Below are 21,874 nucleotides of genomic sequence, written 5' to 3'. Positions count from 1 at the left end.
TCTCAATCGAGAATTTGCGTTTTTATTTTTGTAGGTAATTATAGTGATAATGTTTGTCCAGGATAAATGATGTATGGACTTACAATGTTGTTCTTAGAAGCTAATTCTGACCAATTTAATCCATTAGTTTGAGCGACTGTATATAGTGAATCGCCACTAACGACGGTATAGCTGGCAGTGCTACTTGATAAATTAATTGACGATGTTTTATTACTAAAATTAATCGTTTGTCCAACTGTAATCAAGTTAATGTTAGAAATACCATTGATAGCTGCCAAATTTGCAACGGTTGTTCCGTGATCGGCCGCAATGCTATATAAATTATCGCCACTTTGAACGGTATATGAATTGTTATTAGTTGTAGATGACAGATCAGTTGCAACGTTACCTAATGTTAGTACTTGTCCCGTTAAAATTAGATTAGTATCCGTAATATTATTTAATGAGGCTAGCGTAGCGACGCTAATACCATACTTAGCTGCAATTGCTGAAAGTGAATCGCCGTTTTGAACGGTATAAGTTCCACTTTTAGTGGTGGAAGTATTGCTGGTCGTAGCGTTAGCGGTTTTAATCGTTAAAACGTCACCGATATGAATCAAGTTAGCATTTTCGATATTGTTTAATGTGACAAGATTAGTAACTGAGACGTTGTTATCGGCTGCAATGCTAGATAAAGTATCGCCACTTTGAACGATATACTTCATATCGGTTGAGCTCGTTGAATTATTGGTTTCAATATTTGTTGAAGTAGAAGTAACTAGTAAGGCTTGGCCAACGTAAATTAAGTTTGGATTACTGATGTTATTTAATGAAGCTAGCTTACTTGTTGTGGTGCCATGGCTATTAGCGATACCAGATAAGGTATCTCCTTGTCTAACCGTGTAGTAATCTGAACTATTATTATTTGCACCGGTTGAAGTGTTTTCATAGTTTGCAGAATCGTTGGTACTTGAAGAGCCTGAAGTTGAACCATTAATTGACGAATTTGAAAAAGCAATTGTATCAAGTTGAGTTAGATTATACATTTTAATTAAGCTAATCAGTGATGAAGCGTAATTTGGATCGGTTGCATAACCATCGGCCTGTAATTTTGAAGCAAATGAAGCATAATCTTGGTCACCAAGTAAGTTGTTATAACGAGAGTTTTCAGATAAGAAAGCACCATGATCTTCAACGCTTTGGGAATTATTTTCATAGGCCCGGAACAAATCATAAATCGTAACGTAGGCGCCGTTAATATATTCTTGAGTTGGATAATTAACAGAATTACCGTTATATGAACCCTTGATTCCAAATAGATTATGCGCTTGGGTTGATAAGTCGGATTGGCCCCAGCCGCTTTCTAAAATTGCTTGAGCAACGGTGACTGAAGGTAAGACGCCGTATTTATCCCAACCAGAAATGGCCCCAGTTTGAACACTTTCAATAAAGTTTTGTAAACGATCGTTGTTGCTAAAAGTGGGTTGATTATTAGTGACTGTAGTTATATCAGCTTGTGGAGCAATAGCTTCAGTAACGACATTAGAATCTTCAACGGCAGGGATTTCAGCTGCTGATGAAGTAGCTTCACTGGTTATTTCGGTGGTGCTATTAGAATCTGCTTGTGAAGCGCTTGATGCAACTTCAGAATTAGCAGGTGTTTCTGGAGCAACTGCACTTGATGCAACTGTACTGTAAGTTTCAGCGGTGGCTGCAGTGATTGGAGTATCACTAATTGCAGTGGCAGTTGTAGCTGCAACTTCTGAAATTGTGGCTGCGGTACTTTCTAAAGCTGCACTAGAAACAGCTGCATTAGATTCAGCAGCAGCGTTAGAGATAGTTGCGTCAGAATCGCTAGTACTTGCGACGGTAGTGATATCATCATCAGTTGTGGTGCCTAAGACAGTAACGTTGCTATTAGTAATGTTTTCATCATCATTTGAAGTAGATTCGGTATCATTGTTAGTAGGAGGGGTTGTTGTATCAGCATGAGCAGCAACACCCGTGGCCCCCAAGCCAACTGATAAAGCAGCAACACCAGCAAAAGCCCATTTGCGACCTTGTTTATACATCTTATAATGTAAATCTTGTTCTGTTTCAGATTTCATAATTAACCTCTCCCTTTTTGTTAAATTGAACGTAAAATCCATTAAGTACTAGATTTCGGAATAACCTAAGAAAGAATAAAATTGATTAAGGAATTCTTAAGGTTATCAGTGAATTAAATGTAGCACGCAATATGGCTCTGTGTCAACTATTTGTATGGTACAAACTAGTTTGAATAGTATAGATGAATGTGACGGAAAGTGTAATTTGGGTTAGTGGTAAAACCTAATTTATCGGTAATTCGATAATCGTTTAAAATTTAACATCACAGACAGTTACTTTTATATCCTGTTTATTAAAAAATAAATAAAAATCAACTTAGTCAAAGTTGATAATTACTGGTACATGAAAAATGTTAGAACTTTTTACCTAAAATAACTAAATCACGATTGATACCATCCATTTCGGCAATTTCTGGTAAAAAAGCCCATTGTTCGTAATTAAATTGTTTGAACAATTTTTGACTAGGGTGATTATGACCAAAAACATAAGCGAGAATGGTTTTGATTTCAAAGTTACCAGTTTGGCTTTCGACGAATTTAAGCGCTTGGGTTCCAAGGTGATGGCCACGATAATCAGTATCGAGATAGATGCTAATTTCAACAGTGTGATCATAGGCAATGCGACCATAAAAATCAGCAAGACTAATCCAGCCGACCGTGTTACCATCAGCTTTAATTAACCATAAAGGCCGATGTTGTTGGTTATGTGAATCAAACCAAGCTTGTCGATCTGCGACCGTAACTGGTTCCAAATCGGCCGTTGATTGGCGGGTCGGAACGGCTTGATTATATATTTGAACGATTTTTGGTAAGTCGTTTTGGGTCGCAAAAGGGAATGATATTTCCATAAATGAGGATACTCCTTAAATTAAAATAGTTCATTGTCAGTACGCGACAACGAACTATAGTGGATTTTATTAGTGTAGTAATTACTTGTAATTGCGCATAAATTTAGTTAGAGCATTGACTTCGTCTTTAGTGGGCTGAGTTTTCATTGATTTAATGTTATGAATTTGTTCCACTGAGATTTGAGTGCTAAAAGCTATGTCATTATCGGCAAGGTGTTTCTTTTTTTCGAATTGGATAATTTGTTCTGCAAAATCACTTAATTCATTACTCATAATTTGTCTACGCTCCTATTAATTGATAGCTACTTGTTATGGAATATTGTAGCGCTTTTATTTAAAAATAAACAAGTTAAAGAAGTGAAGGCTAAATTAAATTATTAAATTTGGTAATAGGGATAAGCGATACAAGATTTTATCGTCAGTCTATGGCATAATATAAGAAGAATATACGAGATAGGGGAAATGAATATGTTCATGGGTTGGAATTGGGTCGGAATATTATTATGGATTGTCGCAATTTGCTTTTTTGTTTGGATAATTCACTTTATTCGAGTTAAACAGCTAATGCTGATTATTAGTACACACAAATCATTTGATAAAAGGCTATTTGTGAAGTATGTAGGATTGTTAATTTTATCATTCCTATTTATTGGAGTGATGTCATGGCTGAGTTTCTTTAGACCAGTCGATATGACTAATCAAACCGATGTTGATATTACCACTAAATATAATCGCTTAGAATTGAAACAAGTTAAAGATGGCTATTATTATGTAACTGCACAAAAAAGTAAAAATGGGGCACAACCAATTGTGTCATATACGTATTTATCAGAAGGTAGCGAAACCACGATTAGTAGCCGCAATGGAACTATTTCGCGCGGAACTGATCCAGTCAATATTGATGCATCGGTGTATCCTTGGAACAAGGAAAAGCTTACAGAGTTTGATGCGCAGACCGCACATGCTTTCAGTGCTGAAATGACGATTAAATATAAAAAGACATTTTTAAATGGCCTTGGTGTTCGTAGTGGTCACGCGGTTGGCTATTATACATTAATCCGAGTACCATCAGCTGATTTTATTTATTCAAAAACTTCAAAATAAACTAAATTTTAAGGGTTCGTGACAATTGTCGCAGCCCTATTTTTATCAATAGGGGCACGTTAATGCTTAATTTATCATTACTATTATTAGAACGGGTGGGAATTGTGATTATTCTCGCTTTTATCTTGGTCAATGTTCGCCCGTTTCGAAAATTATTATATGAACGAAAAGATTGGTCGGCTAAAATTCAATTAATTGTTATTTTTTCATTATTTGCAATTATCTCAAATTTAACCGGCGTTAAGATTGATGCCAATAATAACGTGGTGTCGTCAGCCATTCTAACTAATTTACCAGAAACCTTTTCAATCGCGAATACACGAATTTTGGCAATTACGGTTGCCGGAATTATTGGTGGTCCCGAAGTTGGGACCGTGGTTGGAATTGTGGCCGGAATTCATCGAGTGATTCAAGGCGGGTCAACTGGCTGGTTTTATATTGTCAGTTCCGCAGTAATTGGCTTTTCATCGGGATTCTTATTTAAAAGTACCATGTCAAAGGGGCACATCGATTTCATTACGCCATCACAAGGCATTTTTGTGGGCTTATTTATGGAAGTAATTCAAATGATGTTTATTGCCTTTTTTAGTCCAGCTGGCTGGGAATTGGTTAAGTTTATTGCAGGACCAATGATTATTGTTAATTCAGTGGGAACGTATATCTTTTTATCGATTATTCAAACGTCGTTAAACCAAGAACAAGAGGCTCGAGCGATTCAAACGCATGCAGTTTTGGAACTGGCCGATAAAACGCTGCCGTATTTCCGTACGGGGCTAAATTCGGCCTCTGCTCAAAAAGTTGCTGAAATTATTTTAGATTATACCAATTTTTCGGCCATTAGTTTGACCACCACGAATATGATTTTGGCACATGTGGGTGCGGGTAGTGATCATCATCTGGCAGGTGAGCCAATGATTACTAAATTATCGATGCGTTCAATTCGTACTGGTGAGTTGGAAATTGCGTATAGTAAAAAAGAAATTGGTTGTGCTTATCCTAAATGTCCATTAGAAGCAGCTGTGATTATTCCGTTGTGGATCAATGATGAAGTTGCGGGAACCTTAAAAATGTATTATACGAATGCGCAAATGATGACTGCGGTTGAAGAACAACTAGCGGTTGGTTTAGGCTCGATTTTCTCAAGTCAATTAGCGCTAGGAGCTGCTGAAACTCAGTCTAAATTAGTTAAGGATGCTGAAATCAAATCATTACAAGCTCAAATTAATCCACACTTTTTCTTTAATGCGATTAATACAATTTCGGCAATGATGCGCAAAGATAGCGAACAAGCGCGTAGTTTATTATTACAGTTAAGCACATATTTTCGTTCGAATTTGATGGGGGTTAGAGAAACCGAAATTACGTTAGTGCAAGAACAACGACATGTTCAAGCATATTTGTCCTTAGAGCAAACACGGTTTCCAGATAAATTTGAAGTTCATCAAAAAATATTAGTTTCTAATAAAGTGAAGCTACCACCGTTTACGCTTCAAGTATTAGTAGAAAACGCCATTAAACATGCGTTTTCAAATCGTAAAAATGGGAATTTAGTTGAAATTTTAATTGCTCCAGAATCAGATAAGTTAAAAATTCAAGTCACTGATAATGGGAGCGGGATTGATCCAGCTAAATTATCATTATTAGGAGTTGAAGCAGTTGATTCCGCTCATGGTAGTGGAACCGCCTTGCAGAATTTAAATCAACGATTAGTTGGCCTATATGGTAAGGCAAGTTCGTTGCAATTTAATTCAACACCAACTGGAACAAGCGTGACAACGTGGATTCCATTTAAAGAAGGGGAGGATGAGTGATGAACGTCTTAATCGTTGATGATGAAGCCTTGGCGCGCGAAGAACTAGTTTTTTTAGTTAAAGATAACGTGAAAATTTCATCAGTTCATGAAGCTGATACAATAGATTCAGCATTTCGAATCATTAGTGAGTTTAAAATTGACTTACTATTTTTAGATATTCAATTAGGTAATGAAAATGGTTTTGATTTAGCCGATGATCTCAAGGAACGGAAGAATGCCCCTAAGATTATTTTTGCAACGGCATACGATCAATATGCACTGGACGCATTCAATGCCAGTGCGGTTGATTATGTGTTGAAGCCATTTGAACAAGAACGAATTAATGAAGCCATTGATAAAGTTAGTGAAATTGAACCCGTTCGTGATTTAACCAGAATTACTAATCCGCGCATTTCGATTACTGAAGATGAGAAGACGGCAGTTATTCTTAAAAACGACATTATTGCCGCATATGTCGAAAATGGAGATCTTATTGTGAATACTACGCAAAGATTGTTCAGAACTAAGCAAACATTAGTTAAATTTGCTGAGAGCTTAGACCGAGAACATTTTTTGCAAGTGCATCGGAGTTATTTAGTGAACCTTGATAAAATTGCGTCGGTAGAGCCTAGTTTCAATCATACCTATGAACTTACTATGAATGATGGTAGTAAGATTCCGGTGAGTCGATCGTTTATTGCAGAAATGAAAAGAGCATTAAGTATGTGAAATTAAACACAACCGAGGTATTCTGAAATGCTGTCAGGGTATTTTGCACTTGAAATGTGCTATTTAAGAGCTGAAATCACCGATTTCAGCTCTTTTTTTATATAATGTGTTTGTAAATGTTAACAAGTGTTAACAAACAAATTAGAGGAGGTTATTAACATGGCAGACAAGCAACAAGAAAAGAAGTCAGCACCAATTCTTACCCAAATGGGTATCTTCGCCGCAATTTTATTTATTTCTAGTTTAATTTCTAATTGGCTTGCTACAGCGATTCCAAGTTTTCCTGTACCAACACCAGTTTTAGGTTTAGTTATTTTATATGTTTTATTATCAACAAAAATTATCAAACTCGAATGGGTAGATAATTTTGGAAGCTTAATGATTAGTTTGATTGGTTTCATGTTCGTACCTTCTGGAATCTCATTAGCAACTAGTCTTGATTTGATGGCTAAGCAAGGGGTTCAAATTGTTATCGTGGTTATAATTTCAACAGTACTAATGTTAGTTATTACAGCCTACACTGCATGGCTTTTAATTGGTTTAAAAAACAAGATCAGTAAAAACCCAATCAGTGAAGAAGAATTCGAAGCAGAAGCACAGAAAGGGGCGAAATAACATGGATGTTGCATTAGCATTACCATTTACTGGTATCTTTATCTCATTGATGGTTTATCTTTTCGGCCAATGGCTATTTAAAATTGGTAAGGGCTTCTTCTTATTCCAACCATTGTTCGTTGGTATGGTCCTTGGTATTTTCGTCCTTGTATTAATGGGGATGGCCATGGGCAAATCAACCATTGATGTCTATACTAAATTTTACAAGCCAGGTGGGGATATCATTTTCTGGTTCCTAAACCCAGCTACAATCGCGTTTGCCATTCCTTTGTACAAACGTAACGATATTGTTAAAAAATATTGGTTAGAAATTATCTTAGCATTGGTTATTGGTTCAACAATTTCATTATTCTGTATCTTAGGAATTTCAACATTGTTTGGATTAGATCACTCTGCCGTTGCCGCTATGTTGCCACAAGCAGCTACAACTGCTATCGCACTTCCAATCTCTACTGCTATTGGTGGTAATGCTTCAGTTACAGCTATGGCTGTTATCTTGAACGCCGTTATCATCTATGCCTTAGGTGACTTCTTGATCAAGGCCTTCCGTCTTGGCAAATCACGTATTGGTACTGGACTTGGTTTAGGTACTGCCGGACACGCTGTTGGTTCAGCTAAAGCTATCCAAATCGGTTCTGTTGAAGGATCAATGGCTTCAATCGCCGTTGTTATTATCGGGGTTGTTGTGGACTTGGTTGTTCCAGCATTCTCACATATTATGGGATTCTAAATTAATAAAATATTGTATATGAACGTCTACATCATGTGCAATTTAAAAAAATATCGCTAACTCAATTCGAGTGGCGATATTTTTTTGTAATTAGAAAAAGTGAACATATATCATTCTTATGTTATAAGATATTACATGGTTGTGGGATTAAAAGCGGGTTAAATTCTTAAATATTGACTTTTTACGATTATTTAACTGAATGTTGTTGACTATGAACGGGAGTGATGTTATATTTCATGACATCAACAATGTTTTTAAATTAATGGTAAGGGAGATAAGCATTTGAATGAAGCCAATACAGCGTTTTTAGTTTTAGCAAGTATTTTAGTATTGTTTATGACTCCGGGATTAGCCTTTTTTTATGGAGGTCTAGTTTCAAAACGAAATGTTGTCAATACCATGCTTTCCGTATTTTTTATTACTGGACTAGCTATCTTACTTTGGATTATTTGTGGTTATAGTTTGTCGTTTAGTGGTGATCATTTTGGAATTATTGGTAATTTCCATCAATTTTTTCACCAAAATTTTGATATGACGAAGATGACGACAACGACGACTAAAATTCCCAATGGTTTATATTCATTGTTTGAAATGATGTTTGCGATTATCACCCCAGCACTATTTGTTGGTGCAGTGGTGGGAAGGATGAAATTCAAGTTTTTATTCTTATTCATTATAGGTTGGTCAATTTTAGTTTATTATCCAATGGTTCATATGGTTTGGAGCGCTAATGGTATTTTATTTAAACTGGGCACGCTGGATTTTGCAGGTGGAACCGTGGTTCATATCAATGCGGGAATTACGGCCTTAGTGCTTTCAATTTTCTTAGGAAAACGTACTGACTACCACGAGCCAGAACATTATAATTTACCCTGGGTTCTGTTAGGAACAACGATTTTGTGGATTGGTTGGTATGGATTTAATGCAGGTAGTGCGTTTGGAATTTCAACGGTGGCAGTACAGGCAACGATGACGACAACTGTTGCTGCTGCTTCGGCAATGATTTCATATATGATGATCGATGTTTTTAGAACTGGTAAACCAACTTTGGTTGGCGTTTGTACGGGGACATTATGTGGTTTAGTTGCGATTACGCCAGCTTGCGGGTATGTCACGATTACTGGGGCCTTCTTTATTGGAATTGCTGGAACTTGCGCCAGTTATTTCTTTATTAATTATTTGAAAATAAAATTTGGTGTTGATGATACGTTGGATGCGTTTGGCGCACATGGAGTTAGTGGGATTATCGGCAGTGTTGCCACTGGTTTGTTTGCGACGAAATCAGTTAATACTGCGGTCACTCATAATGGTTTGTTTTATGGTGGCGGTTTTAAATTGTTGGGCACACAATTATTTGCAACGGGCTTCACCGTGGTATTTGTAGCGATCATGGTGACCATCATTACCTTAGGACTTAAGAAAATGACTGTAATGCGAGTTTCGAAACAAGAAGAACGAATCGGGTTAGACTTTAGCGAACATGGGGAACGCGCTGATTATACAATTTCAGAAACGGTAGATTCAGAAGTTGATACATTCCGTAAAGAGTTCCAAGGACAGTTGGCGCAGTTAAATAATCGTAAAAAGTAAATTATAAAACTAATTAAAAATTCATAATTAATGCGTATTTATTCATTTAGTTGAATAGATGCGTTTTTTTATGTATACTTAACAACGTTGGATTTTAAAATGGAGGTATAAATAATGAAGAAGATTTATAAACTAATATTTACAGTGATGGCAATGTTAATGGTATTAACGCCTGCCTTTACCAGTGTGGCTCAAGCAGCTGATACTACAACTACAAGTAGTTCATCTTCAGCTACAACCACTGTAAGTGATGATTCATTGGCAAAAATCAAAGCCAAGGGTGAAATTGTTCTAGGAACCAGTCCTGATTATCCACCATATGAATTTATGGCTAAGGGTAAAGTTGTTGGGATGGATGTTGAAATTGCTAAAAAGATTGCCAAAGATATGGGCGTGAAGTTAGTAATTAAAAAGATGTCGTTTGATTCACTACTAGTCGCTTTGCAAACTGGTAAAGTTGATATTGTGATTTCAGGGGTTAACCCAACGGCTAAGCGGGCTAAAAGTGTTGATTTTTCAAAATCATACTATAAAGCCGGTCAATATATTTTGATTAATAAATCAGATAAAGGGGTTTATAAAAATCGAAACTCATTTAGTGGCAAACAGTTAGGTGCTCAAACTGGTTCATTACCATATAATTTAGCTAAATCGCATAGTAAAGGTGCAACGGTTAAAGGCATGGATACTGTTTCAGACTTAGTGATTGCATTGAAGTCACATAAAGTCGAAGGAGTTGTACTTGATGAACCAACTGCGAAAGCTTATGCGGCAAATGATTCGAGTATTGTTGCGGTTGACGGTCAATTTGATTTAGGTTCAGATGAAACTAATGATGTGGTCGCAGTTGCTAAAGGGTCAACTAGTTTAACTAACGAAATTAATAAATCAATTACTGATATTAAATCAAATGATTTGATTTCTGGTTACTTGAAAACGGCTGGCTCATATATGGACACCAATACAGCTAACACTTCGATGTGGCACTATTGGAAGTACTTTGCTTTAGGAATCAAATATACAATCGGAATTAGTGCAATTTCAGTTGTGCTTGGTTTCTTAATTGGGGTGCTATTAGCCTTCATGCGGTTGTCGAAAGTTAAACTTTTCAAATGGATTGGAACCGCGTATGTTGAATTTGTTCGTGGCACACCATTAATGGTTCAAATTTTGTTTGTCTACTTTGGATTGGGTGTAATTGTAAATATTCCAGCGGTAATTTCAGGGATTATTGCGGTCTCATTAAATAGTGGGGCTTATATCTGTGAAGTAATCCGTGGGGGGATTCTCTCAATTGATAAGGGTCAAGATGAAGCCGCTCGGAGCCTTGGCTTGAACTCGAACGATACGATGTTTAGTGTGGTATTACCACAAGCAATTCGTAATATTTGGCCAGCCTTAGGGAATGAATTTGTTTCCTTGATTAAGGAAACATCAATTGTTTCAATTATCGGGGTTTCAGATATGATTTATCAATTGAAGATTGTTCAAGCTGATACTTATCGTGGTGTGATTCCGATTGTAATCACAATGATCTTGTACTTTATTTTAACCTTTGTAATTACCAGAATTTTAAGATATTACGAAGTTAAAATGAATAGCAAAATGAATCGAAAAGTTTAAATGCAATAAAAAAATAATCACTGTAGCCTGTTATGAAAGGTTACAGTGATTATTTAAGTTAGAAGTAATAAATCCCCATATCGTCGGCAACAATTACTTTACCGGTATATTCTTTGCCAGAATTGGTATTAAAGCCTAATTTGTTAAAGGCGATAGCAATGGTTAAATCGGCGTGGACGGCTTCATTTAGCGGAATCCCAGTATCAGAATTTAGGCCAGAAGGGACGTCGATGCTGACCGTAGTAGCTGAGTGATTAATTGCTTGGATTGCGGTTAGATATTCACCAGTAACAGGACGGTCGATGCCAACACCAAAAATAGCATCAATGACTAGCGTAGCCGAAGACAATGAAGCTAAACGGCTAGTTGTAGGAATCTTATAGTAGTCACAAATTTTACTTTGAGTAGCGTGTTCAGAACTTTCGTGTTTTGCGTTACCGACATTAATTATGGAAACGTTAACTCCTTTTATCTTTAATAAGCGAGCGACGGCCAAACCATCGCCACCATTATTACCATAACCGGCCACAATTACAACTTTAGACAAGTCATAATGCTGCGCTAAAGTGATATCACGAATGGCTAGTGAGGCACGTTCCATGAGAACTAATGATGGAATACCGATTTTTTGAATTGTAAATTTATCTAATTCCTTAAGTTCTTTAGTTGTTAATGATTTTATCATGGTAAGCCCTCCAAATTATTAATTGGAAACATTTGCCACTATTATAGTTCAAATCATCAATCTAATGTGTAACAAATGTTATAATAAGCGCAATAAGTGAGTTTTATAACGGAAAGTGGTGACGTTGATGAATTTGAATGAATATCTTGAATATTTTAAAAATATGCAAAACAAAGAGTTTCGCTGGACCTCAACCAATACCGAGGATGGCAATTTACAGATGGGTTATCCAATCTACGATCAAACCATCTTAACTTTTATTCGTGAGTTTAAAACAAGTGATGATTTTGATAAGCAGTATAAAAAAACGTTAAAAGCACAAAAAATCAGAATCAAAATGAATCAAAAAATTGTTGATCAAGTATTAGCAATTGATACAATTGATATCTTGAAGGCAATGTTGACGCTCATCGTAACCTCTGAAGAAGTGGACGAAGGTAGTTGGGCACGGGCATTACAAGAAGGCTTTTTATATCAAGTAACCAGGGCACTATTGGCGAAACAAAATGAAGGATAAATACGACGTCAATAAATATTTTGGTATTCCAGTAAATACAGATAATTCTGGTGCATATCAATTAAAAGTTGATGATCATGGTGATGTTAAAATTCACACGTGGCTAACTGGTAAGCATACTAAGGGTAAATTTAAGCAGCCTGGTCAGCTATTATTAACCGAAAATAATTTGATGGTCATGATTGTGGCGGAAGAAAAAATGGCATTTAAGGATCGTCATGCCGAAGTTCCGTTACAGCGATTTACGAGTGAATTTGCGACTGAAGAACTATTGGCACAGGGATTAAAAATTTATAGCAACGATAATTAAGCATTTTTATACAGTTAATGGTATATTATTTTCAACGATATTTAGAGGTGAAAGTATGTTTAATGTTTTTGGAATGCTTAAAATGTTTAGTGTTAATCATCATCATATTAGTAACTCGCAAATTGTGGTCACTGACCAAGCTGGAAAACCCAATAGTCTGTTAACTGATTTATTGCGAGATGTCATTAGTAGTATTAATATTTTTATTAATATTGCTGATGTTATTTCCGTCGAAGAATTGGTTGCTATTTTTGCGGAACGAACCCCGCTACCTGCTGATGTGTTGAGTGAGTATGAAAAAATTTTGAAACAAGATATCTTACGGGTTAATTTCGCAACCCGTAAGGGCCAAATTGAATTGATTTTTCCAGAGGTTTAATAAATGAAGACTTTAGTGATCGTAGCTCATCCAGAAATTGATAATTCAACCACGCAACAGTTCTTTAAAGAAGGACTAGCTGGGTTTGATAATTATGAATGGCATGAGATTAAACAAGAATTTGAAGTAGCATCAGAACGATTGCTGTTAATCAAGGCTGATCGAATTGTTTTTCAGTTCCCACTTTATTGGTATAGTGCCCCGGCAATCCTAAAGCAATGGTTGGACGAAGTATTTTCTGTTAATCAGCTTGATTTAAGTGGTAAAGAACTAGGACTAGTTGTTTCCACTGGATCACCGTCCAAGGATTTTCAAGCTGGTGGAACGGAAAAATATGCCATGTCAGAAGTTTTACGACCATATGAAATGTTAGCTAATCGGATGGGGATGAAGTACTTAACTCCAGTCGTAATTCACCAGTTTGCTTATTTAAAAGAAACTGATAAGCAGCAATTATTAGTACGATATCAGCAATATGTTACTAATGAACAGTTTGCATCGTTTAACGGTCAAGTTAATTGGTTTGTTAAGGGTTTAAATGAACGAGTCGCAGATAATCCTGAAGTAGCTAAATTATTATCAGTGTTAGAAGAAAATGAAGAGCAACGTCACGATTTAAGTTGGAATGTGGAACAATTTAAGCAAGATGAGGATTGATATGGATACACAATTATGGGTTGAGCATGAATTAGATGTGTTGATAAGTGAAAGCAAAACATATCCTGATCAAGCATTTTATCGCGAATTAAAGCAATTATTTATTGAGCAGTATCAACGAATTGAACAATTACAAGGTGAATTAGATGGGCGAATGTGGAATCCATCCCAATGGTAAAAGGAGTCTAAAACGATTAACGTTTTAGGCTCCTTTTAAAATAGCTCTGACTATATTGTTCGTCTTTAGCGGCATAAACGACAATCGCATTTTAATTTAGTTAACGACAATCTGTTGTGGTGCCCAGCTATCCATGTTTAAAGTTTCAAATTTATAATTATTGGCTTTACCAAATTCGATAATTCGTTTGACGGCATCGATGGAGTTTTGTTTGGTGTCATGCATTAGGACCACGTTTTTAGAATGGGGAACTAAGGTCGTAGTAACGTGTTGATAAGGTTCTTCAGGAGTAGCTTCAAAGCCACCATCACCAGAAGAAACGTTCCAATCAAAATACTTATAACCAGTATGAACTAGTTGCGGTAAAATTTGGGGCATTAAGCCATGGCTGACCTGGTTTGCACTGCCACCAGGAACACGAACCATCATTGAACGTTGGCCAGTTAAGCGAAAGACACGATCACTAATTTGTTGTAAATCAGTAAAGTAAGCAGCTGGTGAGGCATAAACGGATCCATAATCATGTGTCATCGTGTGCAAGCCGATTTTATGACCGTCAGCACATTCTTGTTTAATTAATTGATTAGAACCGTGACCAGTAACGAAGAAAGTAGCGTGAATCTTTTCTTCTTTTAGAATTGAAAGTAGTTGTGGGGTTGTCGCGTCATCAGGACCATCATCAAAAGTGAGATAGATGATATTATCATTTTGTTTTTCTGATTCAGCTGTTGAGCTACTAGCGGCAGCTTTTTTAATAGACTGACTAGCGGCTTTTTTTGAGTTTTGTTTGGTACGATTGCGGCTTGATGATTCACTAGCCTGCTTGACTGCACTTGCGTGCGAAGAAATGGCAAATATTCCAAACGCGATAACAATGCCCATTAACGCGATTAATAGTACTTTGATTTTCATAAGTTATGTTCGACTCCAATTAAATTTTGCGTGGTTAACGGATTTAATTGTACTTTAAATATATGTATAAAGCACTATTAAATGTAAAGGCGGTGAACAATTTACAATTTTTTTGAGATAATTGGACAAATCGTGAAAGATTCCTTGTAATCAAATTACGAATGATATAAAATAAATTAGTGTTATTGTTCGTATTTAATTAAGAAAGTAGGGAATTGACTTGTCAGCAATCAAAAATTATTTTCAATTAGATGAATTAAAGACTAATTTCCGGCGCGAAATTTTAGCCGGTTGTACTACATTTATCTCAATGGCCTATATTTTATTTGTTAATCCGAGTGTGCTTGGGCAAACGGGAATGGACAAGGGTGCGGTTTTTACCGCAACCGCCATCGCAAGTGCAATTGGCTGCATTTTGATGGGTGTGTTAGCTAAGTATCCAATTGCAACCGCTCCTGGGTTAGGCGTGAATGCATTTTTTGCTTATTCAGTGGTCATCGGAATGGGAATTCCTTGGCAAACTGCATTAGCTGGTGTATTTATTGCCGCTATTATTTTCCTACTAATTACGATTTTTAAATTACGAGAAATGATCATTGATGCGATTCCCAGCGATTTAAAATTCGCGATTTCAAGTGGAATTGGTCTGTTTATTGCTTTTATTGGGTTACATGGTGGTGGTTTGATTGTCGCCAATAAGTCAACGGTCGTTGGTTTAGGTACGTTGAATGTGGGTACCACATGGTTAACCATTTTTGGATTATTAGTTACCGCAATTTTAATGGTTAAAAAGATTCCGGGTGCCATTTTTGTCGGAATGTTCCTAACAGCGTTATTAGGAATCTTTACTGGATTAATTGATTTACCTTCCAGTGTGGTTGCAGGAGCTCCAAGTTTGAAGCCGACTTTTGGGGTTGCATTAGCACATATTGGCGACATTAATACGTTGCAATTAGGGGTAGTTGTTTTAACCTTCTTATTAGTAACCTTCTTTGATACCGCTGGAACTTTAGTCGGTTTAGCACAACAAGCAGGGTTTATGAAAGATAACAAGATGCCGCGTGTTGGTAAGGCATTGATGTCAGATTCAACGGCGATGTTAGCTGGCTCGATTTTAGGAACTTCACCAGTGGGTGCCTATGTTGAATCATCGGCTGGGATTGCAGTTGGTGGTCGTTCGGGATTAACCGCCGTTACTACTGGTGTGTTATTTATTTTTGGGATGTTCTTTTCGCCACTATTGTCAGTGGTCACTACCCAAGTAACGGCTCCAGCTTTGATTATTGTGGGTGTGTTGATGGCTCAATCAATGGCTAAAATTAATTGGAGTGAATTAGAAATTGCCATTCCATCGTTCTTAATTTTGATTGGAATGCCACTGACTTATAGTATAGCTGATGGAATTGCGATTGGGTGTATCGTTTACCCACTTACAATGCTGGCTGCTAAACGGGGTAAAGAAGTTCATCCATTAATGTATGTATTGTTCTTTGTTTTTATCGGTTTTATGTGGATTTTAAATGTATAATTAATTTTTAATATTATTTGAAAGTAGGGAATTGGTTTGTCAGCAATTACGAAGTATTTTCAGTTAGATGAGTTACATACTAACTATAAGAGAGAAATTTTGGCCGGGTTTACGACGTTTATTTCAATGGCGTATATTTTATTTGTTAATCCGAGTGTTTTAGGTGCTGCGGGAATGGATAAGGGAGCGGTCTTTACGGCAACTGCCTTAGCTAGTGCAATTGGTTGTATTTTAATGGGTGTCTTAGCTCGTTATCCAATTGCAACGGCACCAGCGTTGGGAATTAATGCCTTCTTTGCATATTCAGTTGTTATTGGCATGAAAGTTCCATGGCAAACGGCATTAGCTGGCGTATTTGTTGCTTCGTTAATTTTCTTGCTAATTACGATTTTTAAATTACGAGAGTTAATTATTGATGCGATTCCAACGGATTTAAAATTTGCGATTTCAAGTGGAATTGGCTTGTTTATTGCCTTTCTAGGTCTTAATGATGGTGGCTTAATTGTTGCTAATAAATCAACGGTCGTTGGTTTAGGATCGTTAAGTGTGGGAACAACCTGGCTCACTGTCTTTGGCCTAATTGTGACAGCCATTTTAATGGTTCGTAAGACTCCGGGAGCCATTTTTATTGGAATGGTTTTGACCTCATTATTGGGAATTGTAACCGGATTAATTGATTTACCATCCAGCTTAGTTGCTAGTGCACCTAGTTTGAAACCAACCTTTGGTGTCGGAGTGATGCATATTGGTGATATTAATACCTTACAATTGGCGGTCGTGGTGTTGACGTTCCTATTGGTAACCTTCTTTGATACGGCTGGAACCTTAGTTGGTTTGGCGCAACAAGCTGGGTTTATGAAAGATAACAAGATGCCACGGGTTGGTAAAGCATTGTTATCAGATTCAACAGCAATGTTAGCCGGCTCGGTATTAGGAACTTCACCAGTTGGCGCATATGTGGAATCATCAGCTGGGATTGCAGTGGGTGGTCGTTCGGGAATTACAGCAATTACCACGGGAATCTTGTTTGTCTTAGGAATTTTCTTCTCGCCATTATTGACAGTGGTCACTACGCAAGTAACTGCTCCAGCTTTGATTATTGTAGGGGTATTAATGGCGCAATCATTGAAAAATATTTCATGGACTAAGTTAGAAATTGCGATTCCAGCATTCTTGATTGTATTGGGGATGCCGCTAACTTATAGTATTTCCGATGGAATTGCGCTTGGATTTATTATGTATCCAATTACCATGATTGCTGCTAAACGTGGCAAAGAAGTTCATCCATTAATGTATGTCTTATTTTTTGTCTTTGTTGGCTTTATGTGGATTTTAAATGTAAATGGCTAAAAATAATAATTAATTTTAAATGTAATCAAAGAAATCGACCTACAAATTGTAGGCCGATTTTTTAGTAGAACTTATTTATTATGAATGAGAATATCATCAATGATCGAGGCTAAGGTGATTCTTTGCATACTGCGTTCAGCATCAGTTTGAACTTGACTGTATGCTTTATTTAAAGCGGTTTGAATATTACCACCAACGATACAATTGGGGTTAGTTTTTTCATCAACATGTAAGAAGTTATGATCAACTTCAATTGCATTGTAGACATCTAACAAAGTTATCTCATTTGCTGGTCGGGTGAGTTTGGGTGAAACTGAACCTGGTCGAGTTTCTAATAAGCCACCACGAACAAGCGAGGCCATTAATCGACGAATTAGACTAGCGTTGGATTCAATACTAAGGGCAATCGCATTGCTGGATAAGTCAGCGTCGTGATAGATTTTGACATACGATAAGATATGCACAGCGTCACTTAATTTGTGGGAATACTTCATGATTAATACCTCGGTTTATTTATAATCCCATTGTATTACATTTTGCATGATTTAGATAATTGATTTAAGCTCATCGGCTACTGAATTTAATGGTCGACCCAGGATATCAGCTAAGTCAGTTGATGGAACGTTAAGATTGCCATCGTGAATTAAGGTTTGGAACATAGTAACAAGTTCAGCCGTGTCATCATCTAAACCTGCTGCTTTTAAGCCGTTAGTATATGACTGGTCATCAGTAGAGATTACTTCGAATTCTTTACCAGATACGGATTTAACTGCATCAGCAAGGTCAGCATAAGTAATTAGATTACCGCTGAATTCATAAATATCTTTAGGCTGGTCGTTAGCTAATACTTTTGCGGCAGCTTCCGCATAATTGCTTTCAAGTGACCAACCAGCTTTGCCATCACCGGCAGCATAAACGAATGGGTTGCCAGCAATTGAACCATCAATGGTGCTAAGTTCGTTTTCTAAATACCAGTTATTACGGAGAAATGAATGGGTAATTCCGGCGTCAATAATAGCTTGCTCCGTAAAGGCATGATCTAATGCTAATGGCGTTGTAGCATGTGGAGTATCTGGAAAACTAGTGTAAGCAATGTACTTTACGCCAGCATCTTTAGCAGCTGCGACAACGTTAGCGTGCTGTTGTTCCCGAGAAACCTCAGCACCGGGTTGTGATGAAATGAAGAGCAATTTATCGACTCCTTGCAGTGAAGCAGTTAATGATACTTGATCAGTATAATCACCCTTACGAACGCTAACACCTGTTGGAACAATGGCTGCGGCCTTTTCAGTGTTACGAGCAAGAGCGATAATGTCGCTTGCTGGAACGAGTGAAACTAGAGTTTTAAGAGCGGCTTGACCGAATTTACCAGTGGTACCTGTGATTGCATATGTTGTCATAATAAAGATCCTTCTTTCCTGTTACTTTTTAAATAACTTGTATGGTTAATATAGCCTGTTACTTTTAAAGTGTCAAGTAGTAACGCTTAAATTGTGGTTATTAATATACGAAAATCGTGGCCACGGGTATAATAGATAACAAAATAACGATGGAGGAATTTAAATGACAGTCAAACAAGAACAAATTAAAGATGACTTATATAAAGCGGTAAATGGTGAGTGGATTAAGACTGCCAAAATCCCTGCTGATAAACCAGCAACTGGTGGCTTTAATGATTTAGTTGATGAAATTGATCAGTTAATGATGAATGATTTTGATGGCTTTGTAGAGCAAAAATCAGCAACTGGTGCGCTTGGACAATCAGTAAAATTATATCAATTAGCGGCTGACTTTAACCGTCGTGAAAATGAAGGATCCGCACCATTAAAATCAGTGTTATCACGAATTGAATCCTTAACTTCGTTTGTTGATTATCAAAATAACTGGGCTGATTTTATTTTAAGTGGATTGCCAAGTCCAATTAGTTTTGATATTGATGCAGATATGAAAAATGCCACGATGAATGCGTTGTTTGCTGCGGCTCCGGGACTGATTTTGCCTGATAAAACGTACTATGAATCGGATAATCCGCAAAAAGAATCGCTGTTACAAGTTTATCGCTCGATGATGGAAAAACTATTACAAGGGGTGGGTTATGATGCAACGAAAGCGACTGAAATTATTGATCAGGCCGTGGCTTTTGATGCCTTGTTAGTACCGAATGTGAAGAGTGCGGAAGAATCAGCGGATTATAGTAAAATGTATAATCCACAAACGTTTACTGAATTTACCGCACATACACAAGCAATCGATTTAGGAATAGTTGTTAAAGGAATTATTAGTGCAGAACCTGAAAAAATAATTGTTACCGAGCCAAAATATTTTGAAGCCATTAGTGATATTTTGACGGCGAGTCATTTTGCTGAGTTTAAGGGTTGGATGATTGCTAAAACAGTGAGTGGTTTAGCTGGTTATTTGACGGATGAGTTACGTGGCATCGGTGGCGAATATAGTCGGACGTTATCTGGTAGTCAAGAACCAATGAATCAACGTAAGTATGCTTATTATTTGGCAAAGGGTGAATTTGACCAAGTTGTTGGTGACTATTATGGCCGCAAGTATTTTGGCGAAACGGCGAAAAATGATGTTCATCAAATGGTTGAAAAGATGATTAGTGTTTATCAATCACGATTAACTAATAATACTTGGCTCAGTCCAGCAACCCGAGAAAAAGCAGTTTTAAAATTAAGTAAACTAGGTATTCAAGTTGGTTATCCAGATAAGGTAGATTCATTATATGATCGATTAATGGTTGATGAAACCAAACCATTATTGACGAATTTATTAGCCTTTACTAAGATTGAAACGGAAGACGTATTCAGCCGTTGGAATCAACCAGTTGAACGTGATCGTTGGGAAATGAGTGCAGCGACGGTTAATGCTTACTATCATCCATTTAAAAATATTATTGTATTCCCAGCTGCCATTTTACAGGCACCATTTTATAGCATAAAACAAAGCAGTAGTGAAAATTATGGTGGCATTGGGGCGGTGATTGCACACGAGATTTCCCATGCGTTTGATAATAATGGCTCGTTGTTTGATGAATATGGTAACTTGAATAATTGGTGGACTAAAGAAGATTCCAATCAGTTTAAAAATAAGGCCCAACAAATGATTGATCAATTTGATGGGATTGAATTTGCCGGTCAAAAAGTGAATGGAAAGCTTACCGTCTCAGAAAATATTGCGGATGCTGGTGGCTTGAGTTGTGCTTTAGAAGCGGCAAAAGCAGAATCAGACGTAGATATCGCGGCCTTTTTCGTTAATTGGACAACGATTTGGCGGATGAAAGCGACGGAACAATATATGCAATTACTATTGTCAGTAGATGTTCATGCACCAGCCAAGTTACGAGCTAACATCCAAGTTAAAAATTTAGATGAGTTCTATTCAACTTTTAATGTTAAATCTGGGGATGCAATGTTTTTAGCTGAGGATCAACGAGTGAAAATTTGGTAAATAATTAGAGTGTGAAACGGGCTGTTTAGTTCGAGAGCACTAACAAAAAAATAATCCTAATCTGGAACTTCAGATTAGGATTATTTTGCGTTAGGCAACGGAACTGGATCGTTGAACACGTTTCGGGAAACTTCGATTTTTGGGTACTGCGATTATTTGCGTTAGGTAAGTAATTTGATTACTTTCACACGTTTCAGAAAATGTGGAAGGCGATTGAAATGGCTTGTTAAACGAGTTTCAGAAAACATATTCTTGCCTTGGAGTTAACTATAAGGTTTATACTTGTGAACAATAGGAGGAGTAAAGTATGAATATAAAAGAAGCTGCTACAAAGTTTGATTTAACGGCTGATACTCTAAGATATTATGAAAGAATTGGCGTTATGCCACCAGTTACGAGAAATCAAAGTGGTTACCGTGATTATCAAGTGCGTGATTTGAATTGGATTTATTTAGTTAAAAAATTACGAGATGCGGGATTAACGATTGAGTCGTTAATTGAATTTGCAACCCTGGCCCAAATGGATCGAACTCAAGATGTGCAAGCAGCACAAAAAACAATTTTAAATGATCAACTAGAAGTAATTGACCAAAAAATCCAAGAACTCAATGATACGCGTAAATTATTAAGCTTTAAAATTGATACTTATGATGAACATTTAGCGTTGTTTGCAGACGGAAAAACTATGCCAGATCCACTTTGGAAAGAAAATTTATAAAGCCCTTGCCTTGAAGCTCACTTCAAGGTTTACACTAACGGAGAAATAATAAATGGAGGC

At 36.9% G+C, this 21,874-nt stretch carries 23 protein-coding genes; 16 read left to right on the top strand and 7 right to left on the bottom strand.

Annotation, left to right across the window (positions count from 1 at the left end):
- Window positions 1-38: 38 nt before the first annotated feature.
- From FC70_RS06035 to FC70_RS06025, 3 genes are all read right to left on the bottom strand, one after another.
- A complete protein-coding gene (locus FC70_RS06035) occupies window positions 39-2,087 on the bottom strand; it encodes a LysM peptidoglycan-binding domain-containing protein (RefSeq protein ID WP_083478656.1) in 2,049 nt (682 codons plus the stop codon).
- 353 nt (window positions 2,088-2,440) lie between these two features.
- Window positions 2,441-2,935 carry a GNAT family N-acetyltransferase gene (locus FC70_RS06030; protein WP_057890097.1) on the bottom strand — a complete coding sequence of 165 codons (495 nt, stop codon included), beginning with the start codon at window positions 2,933-2,935 and terminating at the stop codon, window positions 2,441-2,443.
- Window positions 2,936-3,016: 81 nt separating this feature from the next.
- Window positions 3,017-3,208: an LBP_cg2779 family protein gene (locus FC70_RS06025; protein ID WP_057890096.1), complete on the bottom strand. Its 192-nt coding sequence runs from the start codon at window positions 3,206-3,208 to the stop codon at window positions 3,017-3,019.
- Between the two features lie 189 nt (window positions 3,209-3,397).
- Between FC70_RS06025 and FC70_RS06020 the strand changes: the two genes are divergently transcribed.
- From FC70_RS06020 to FC70_RS05990, 7 genes are all read left to right on the top strand, one after another.
- Complete coding sequence (locus FC70_RS06020) at window positions 3,398-4,039, top strand: LVIS_2131 family protein (protein WP_123827731.1); 642 nt, start codon at window positions 3,398-3,400, stop codon at window positions 4,037-4,039.
- Window positions 4,040-4,101: 62 nt separating this feature from the next.
- Entirely contained in the window at window positions 4,102-5,850 is a 1,749-nt protein-coding gene (locus FC70_RS06015; protein ID WP_057890094.1) for a sensor histidine kinase, read from the top strand.
- Entirely contained in the window at window positions 5,850-6,560 is a 711-nt protein-coding gene (locus FC70_RS06010) for a LytR/AlgR family response regulator transcription factor (protein ID WP_057890093.1), read from the top strand. The genes FC70_RS06015 and FC70_RS06010 overlap by 1 nt, the downstream gene beginning before the upstream one ends.
- A 159-nt stretch (window positions 6,561-6,719) precedes the next feature.
- Window positions 6,720-7,175 (top strand): CidA/LrgA family protein, encoded by a 456-nt coding sequence (locus tag FC70_RS06005; RefSeq protein WP_057890092.1) that lies wholly within the window; start codon window positions 6,720-6,722, stop codon window positions 7,173-7,175.
- Window position 7,176: 1 nt separating this feature from the next.
- Entirely contained in the window at window positions 7,177-7,905 is a 729-nt protein-coding gene (gene lrgB / locus FC70_RS06000; RefSeq protein WP_057890091.1) for an antiholin-like protein LrgB, read from the top strand.
- Between the two features lie 282 nt (window positions 7,906-8,187).
- Window positions 8,188-9,495 (top strand): ammonium transporter, encoded by a 1,308-nt coding sequence (locus tag FC70_RS05995; RefSeq protein ID WP_057890090.1) that lies wholly within the window; start codon window positions 8,188-8,190, stop codon window positions 9,493-9,495.
- 114 nt (window positions 9,496-9,609) lie between these two features.
- The gene (locus tag FC70_RS05990) at window positions 9,610-11,118 is read left to right on the top strand and encodes an ABC transporter substrate-binding protein/permease (protein ID WP_057890089.1); all 1,509 of its coding nucleotides are present in this window, start codon (window positions 9,610-9,612) and stop codon (window positions 11,116-11,118) included.
- Between the two features lie 58 nt (window positions 11,119-11,176).
- Here FC70_RS05990 and FC70_RS05985 read toward each other — a convergent pair whose 3' ends face one another.
- On the bottom strand, window positions 11,177-11,803 hold the full coding sequence (locus FC70_RS05985) for an NAD(P)H-hydrate epimerase (RefSeq protein ID WP_057890088.1): 627 nt from the start codon (window positions 11,801-11,803) through the stop codon (window positions 11,177-11,179).
- 127 nt (window positions 11,804-11,930) lie between these two features.
- On the opposite strand from FC70_RS05985, the gene FC70_RS05980 reads away from it, so the two are divergent.
- Genes FC70_RS05980 through FC70_RS09390 form a run of 5 tightly spaced genes read left to right on the top strand, consistent with a single transcriptional unit; the run spans window position 11,931 to window position 13,844 of the window.
- Window positions 11,931-12,320 (top strand): DUF6508 domain-containing protein, encoded by a 390-nt coding sequence (locus FC70_RS05980; RefSeq protein ID WP_057890087.1) that lies wholly within the window; start codon window positions 11,931-11,933, stop codon window positions 12,318-12,320.
- Window positions 12,310-12,630: a DUF7671 family protein gene (locus FC70_RS05975; RefSeq protein WP_057890086.1), complete on the top strand. Its 321-nt coding sequence runs from the start codon at window positions 12,310-12,312 to the stop codon at window positions 12,628-12,630. Before FC70_RS05980 ends, FC70_RS05975 begins: the two co-directional genes overlap by 11 nt.
- A gap of 55 nt (window positions 12,631-12,685) precedes the next feature.
- On the top strand, window positions 12,686-13,009 hold the full coding sequence (locus FC70_RS05970; RefSeq protein ID WP_057890085.1) for a hypothetical protein: 324 nt from the start codon (window positions 12,686-12,688) through the stop codon (window positions 13,007-13,009).
- Between the two features lie 3 nt (window positions 13,010-13,012).
- Window positions 13,013-13,666, top strand: coding sequence for an NAD(P)H-dependent oxidoreductase (locus FC70_RS05965; protein ID WP_057890084.1), 654 nt, complete (start codon window positions 13,013-13,015; stop codon window positions 13,664-13,666).
- Window position 13,667: 1 nt separating this feature from the next.
- The gene (locus FC70_RS09390; RefSeq protein WP_169787474.1) at window positions 13,668-13,844 is read left to right on the top strand and encodes a hypothetical protein; all 177 of its coding nucleotides are present in this window, start codon (window positions 13,668-13,670) and stop codon (window positions 13,842-13,844) included.
- A gap of 96 nt (window positions 13,845-13,940) precedes the next feature.
- On the opposite strand, the gene FC70_RS05960 is transcribed toward FC70_RS09390, so the two are convergent.
- Window positions 13,941-14,756, bottom strand: coding sequence for a polysaccharide deacetylase family protein (locus tag FC70_RS05960; RefSeq protein ID WP_057890083.1), 816 nt, complete (start codon window positions 14,754-14,756; stop codon window positions 13,941-13,943).
- A gap of 220 nt (window positions 14,757-14,976) precedes the next feature.
- Here FC70_RS05960 and FC70_RS05955 point away from each other — a divergent pair, with 220 nt between their 5' ends.
- Entirely contained in the window at window positions 14,977-16,284 is a 1,308-nt protein-coding gene (locus FC70_RS05955; RefSeq protein WP_057890082.1) for an NCS2 family permease, read from the top strand.
- Window positions 16,285-16,320: 36 nt separating this feature from the next.
- Window positions 16,321-17,634 carry an NCS2 family permease gene (locus FC70_RS05950; protein ID WP_057890081.1) on the top strand — a complete coding sequence of 438 codons (1,314 nt, stop codon included), beginning with the start codon at window positions 16,321-16,323 and terminating at the stop codon, window positions 17,632-17,634.
- A 71-nt stretch (window positions 17,635-17,705) separates the two neighbouring features.
- Here the strand turns inward: FC70_RS05950 and FC70_RS05945 are convergent, their stop codons facing one another.
- Together FC70_RS05945 and FC70_RS05940 are read right to left on the bottom strand one after the other, a co-directional pair.
- Window positions 17,706-18,128: an Rrf2 family transcriptional regulator gene (locus FC70_RS05945; RefSeq protein ID WP_057890080.1), complete on the bottom strand. Its 423-nt coding sequence runs from the start codon at window positions 18,126-18,128 to the stop codon at window positions 17,706-17,708.
- Between the two features lie 51 nt (window positions 18,129-18,179).
- Complete coding sequence (locus FC70_RS05940) at window positions 18,180-19,034, bottom strand: NmrA family NAD(P)-binding protein (protein ID WP_057890079.1); 855 nt, start codon at window positions 19,032-19,034, stop codon at window positions 18,180-18,182.
- Between the two features lie 163 nt (window positions 19,035-19,197).
- On the opposite strand from FC70_RS05940, the gene FC70_RS05935 reads away from it, so the two are divergent.
- Together FC70_RS05935 and FC70_RS05930 are read left to right on the top strand one after the other, a co-directional pair.
- Window positions 19,198-21,096, top strand: a complete 1,899-nt coding sequence (locus tag FC70_RS05935; RefSeq protein WP_057890078.1) for a M13 family metallopeptidase — start codon at window positions 19,198-19,200, stop codon at window positions 21,094-21,096.
- 307 nt (window positions 21,097-21,403) lie between these two features.
- Window positions 21,404-21,814: a MerR family transcriptional regulator gene (locus tag FC70_RS05930; RefSeq protein WP_057890077.1), complete on the top strand. Its 411-nt coding sequence runs from the start codon at window positions 21,404-21,406 to the stop codon at window positions 21,812-21,814.
- Window positions 21,815-21,874 lie beyond the last annotated feature (60 nt).

It is taken from the genome of Paucilactobacillus oligofermentans DSM 15707 = LMG 22743, from assembly GCF_001434315.1.
Classification (GTDB): Bacteria; Bacillota; Bacilli; order Lactobacillales; family Lactobacillaceae; genus Paucilactobacillus; species Paucilactobacillus oligofermentans.
The sequence above is the reverse complement of the archived record's forward strand: the minus strand, read 5'-3'. Positions and strand labels throughout refer to the sequence as shown.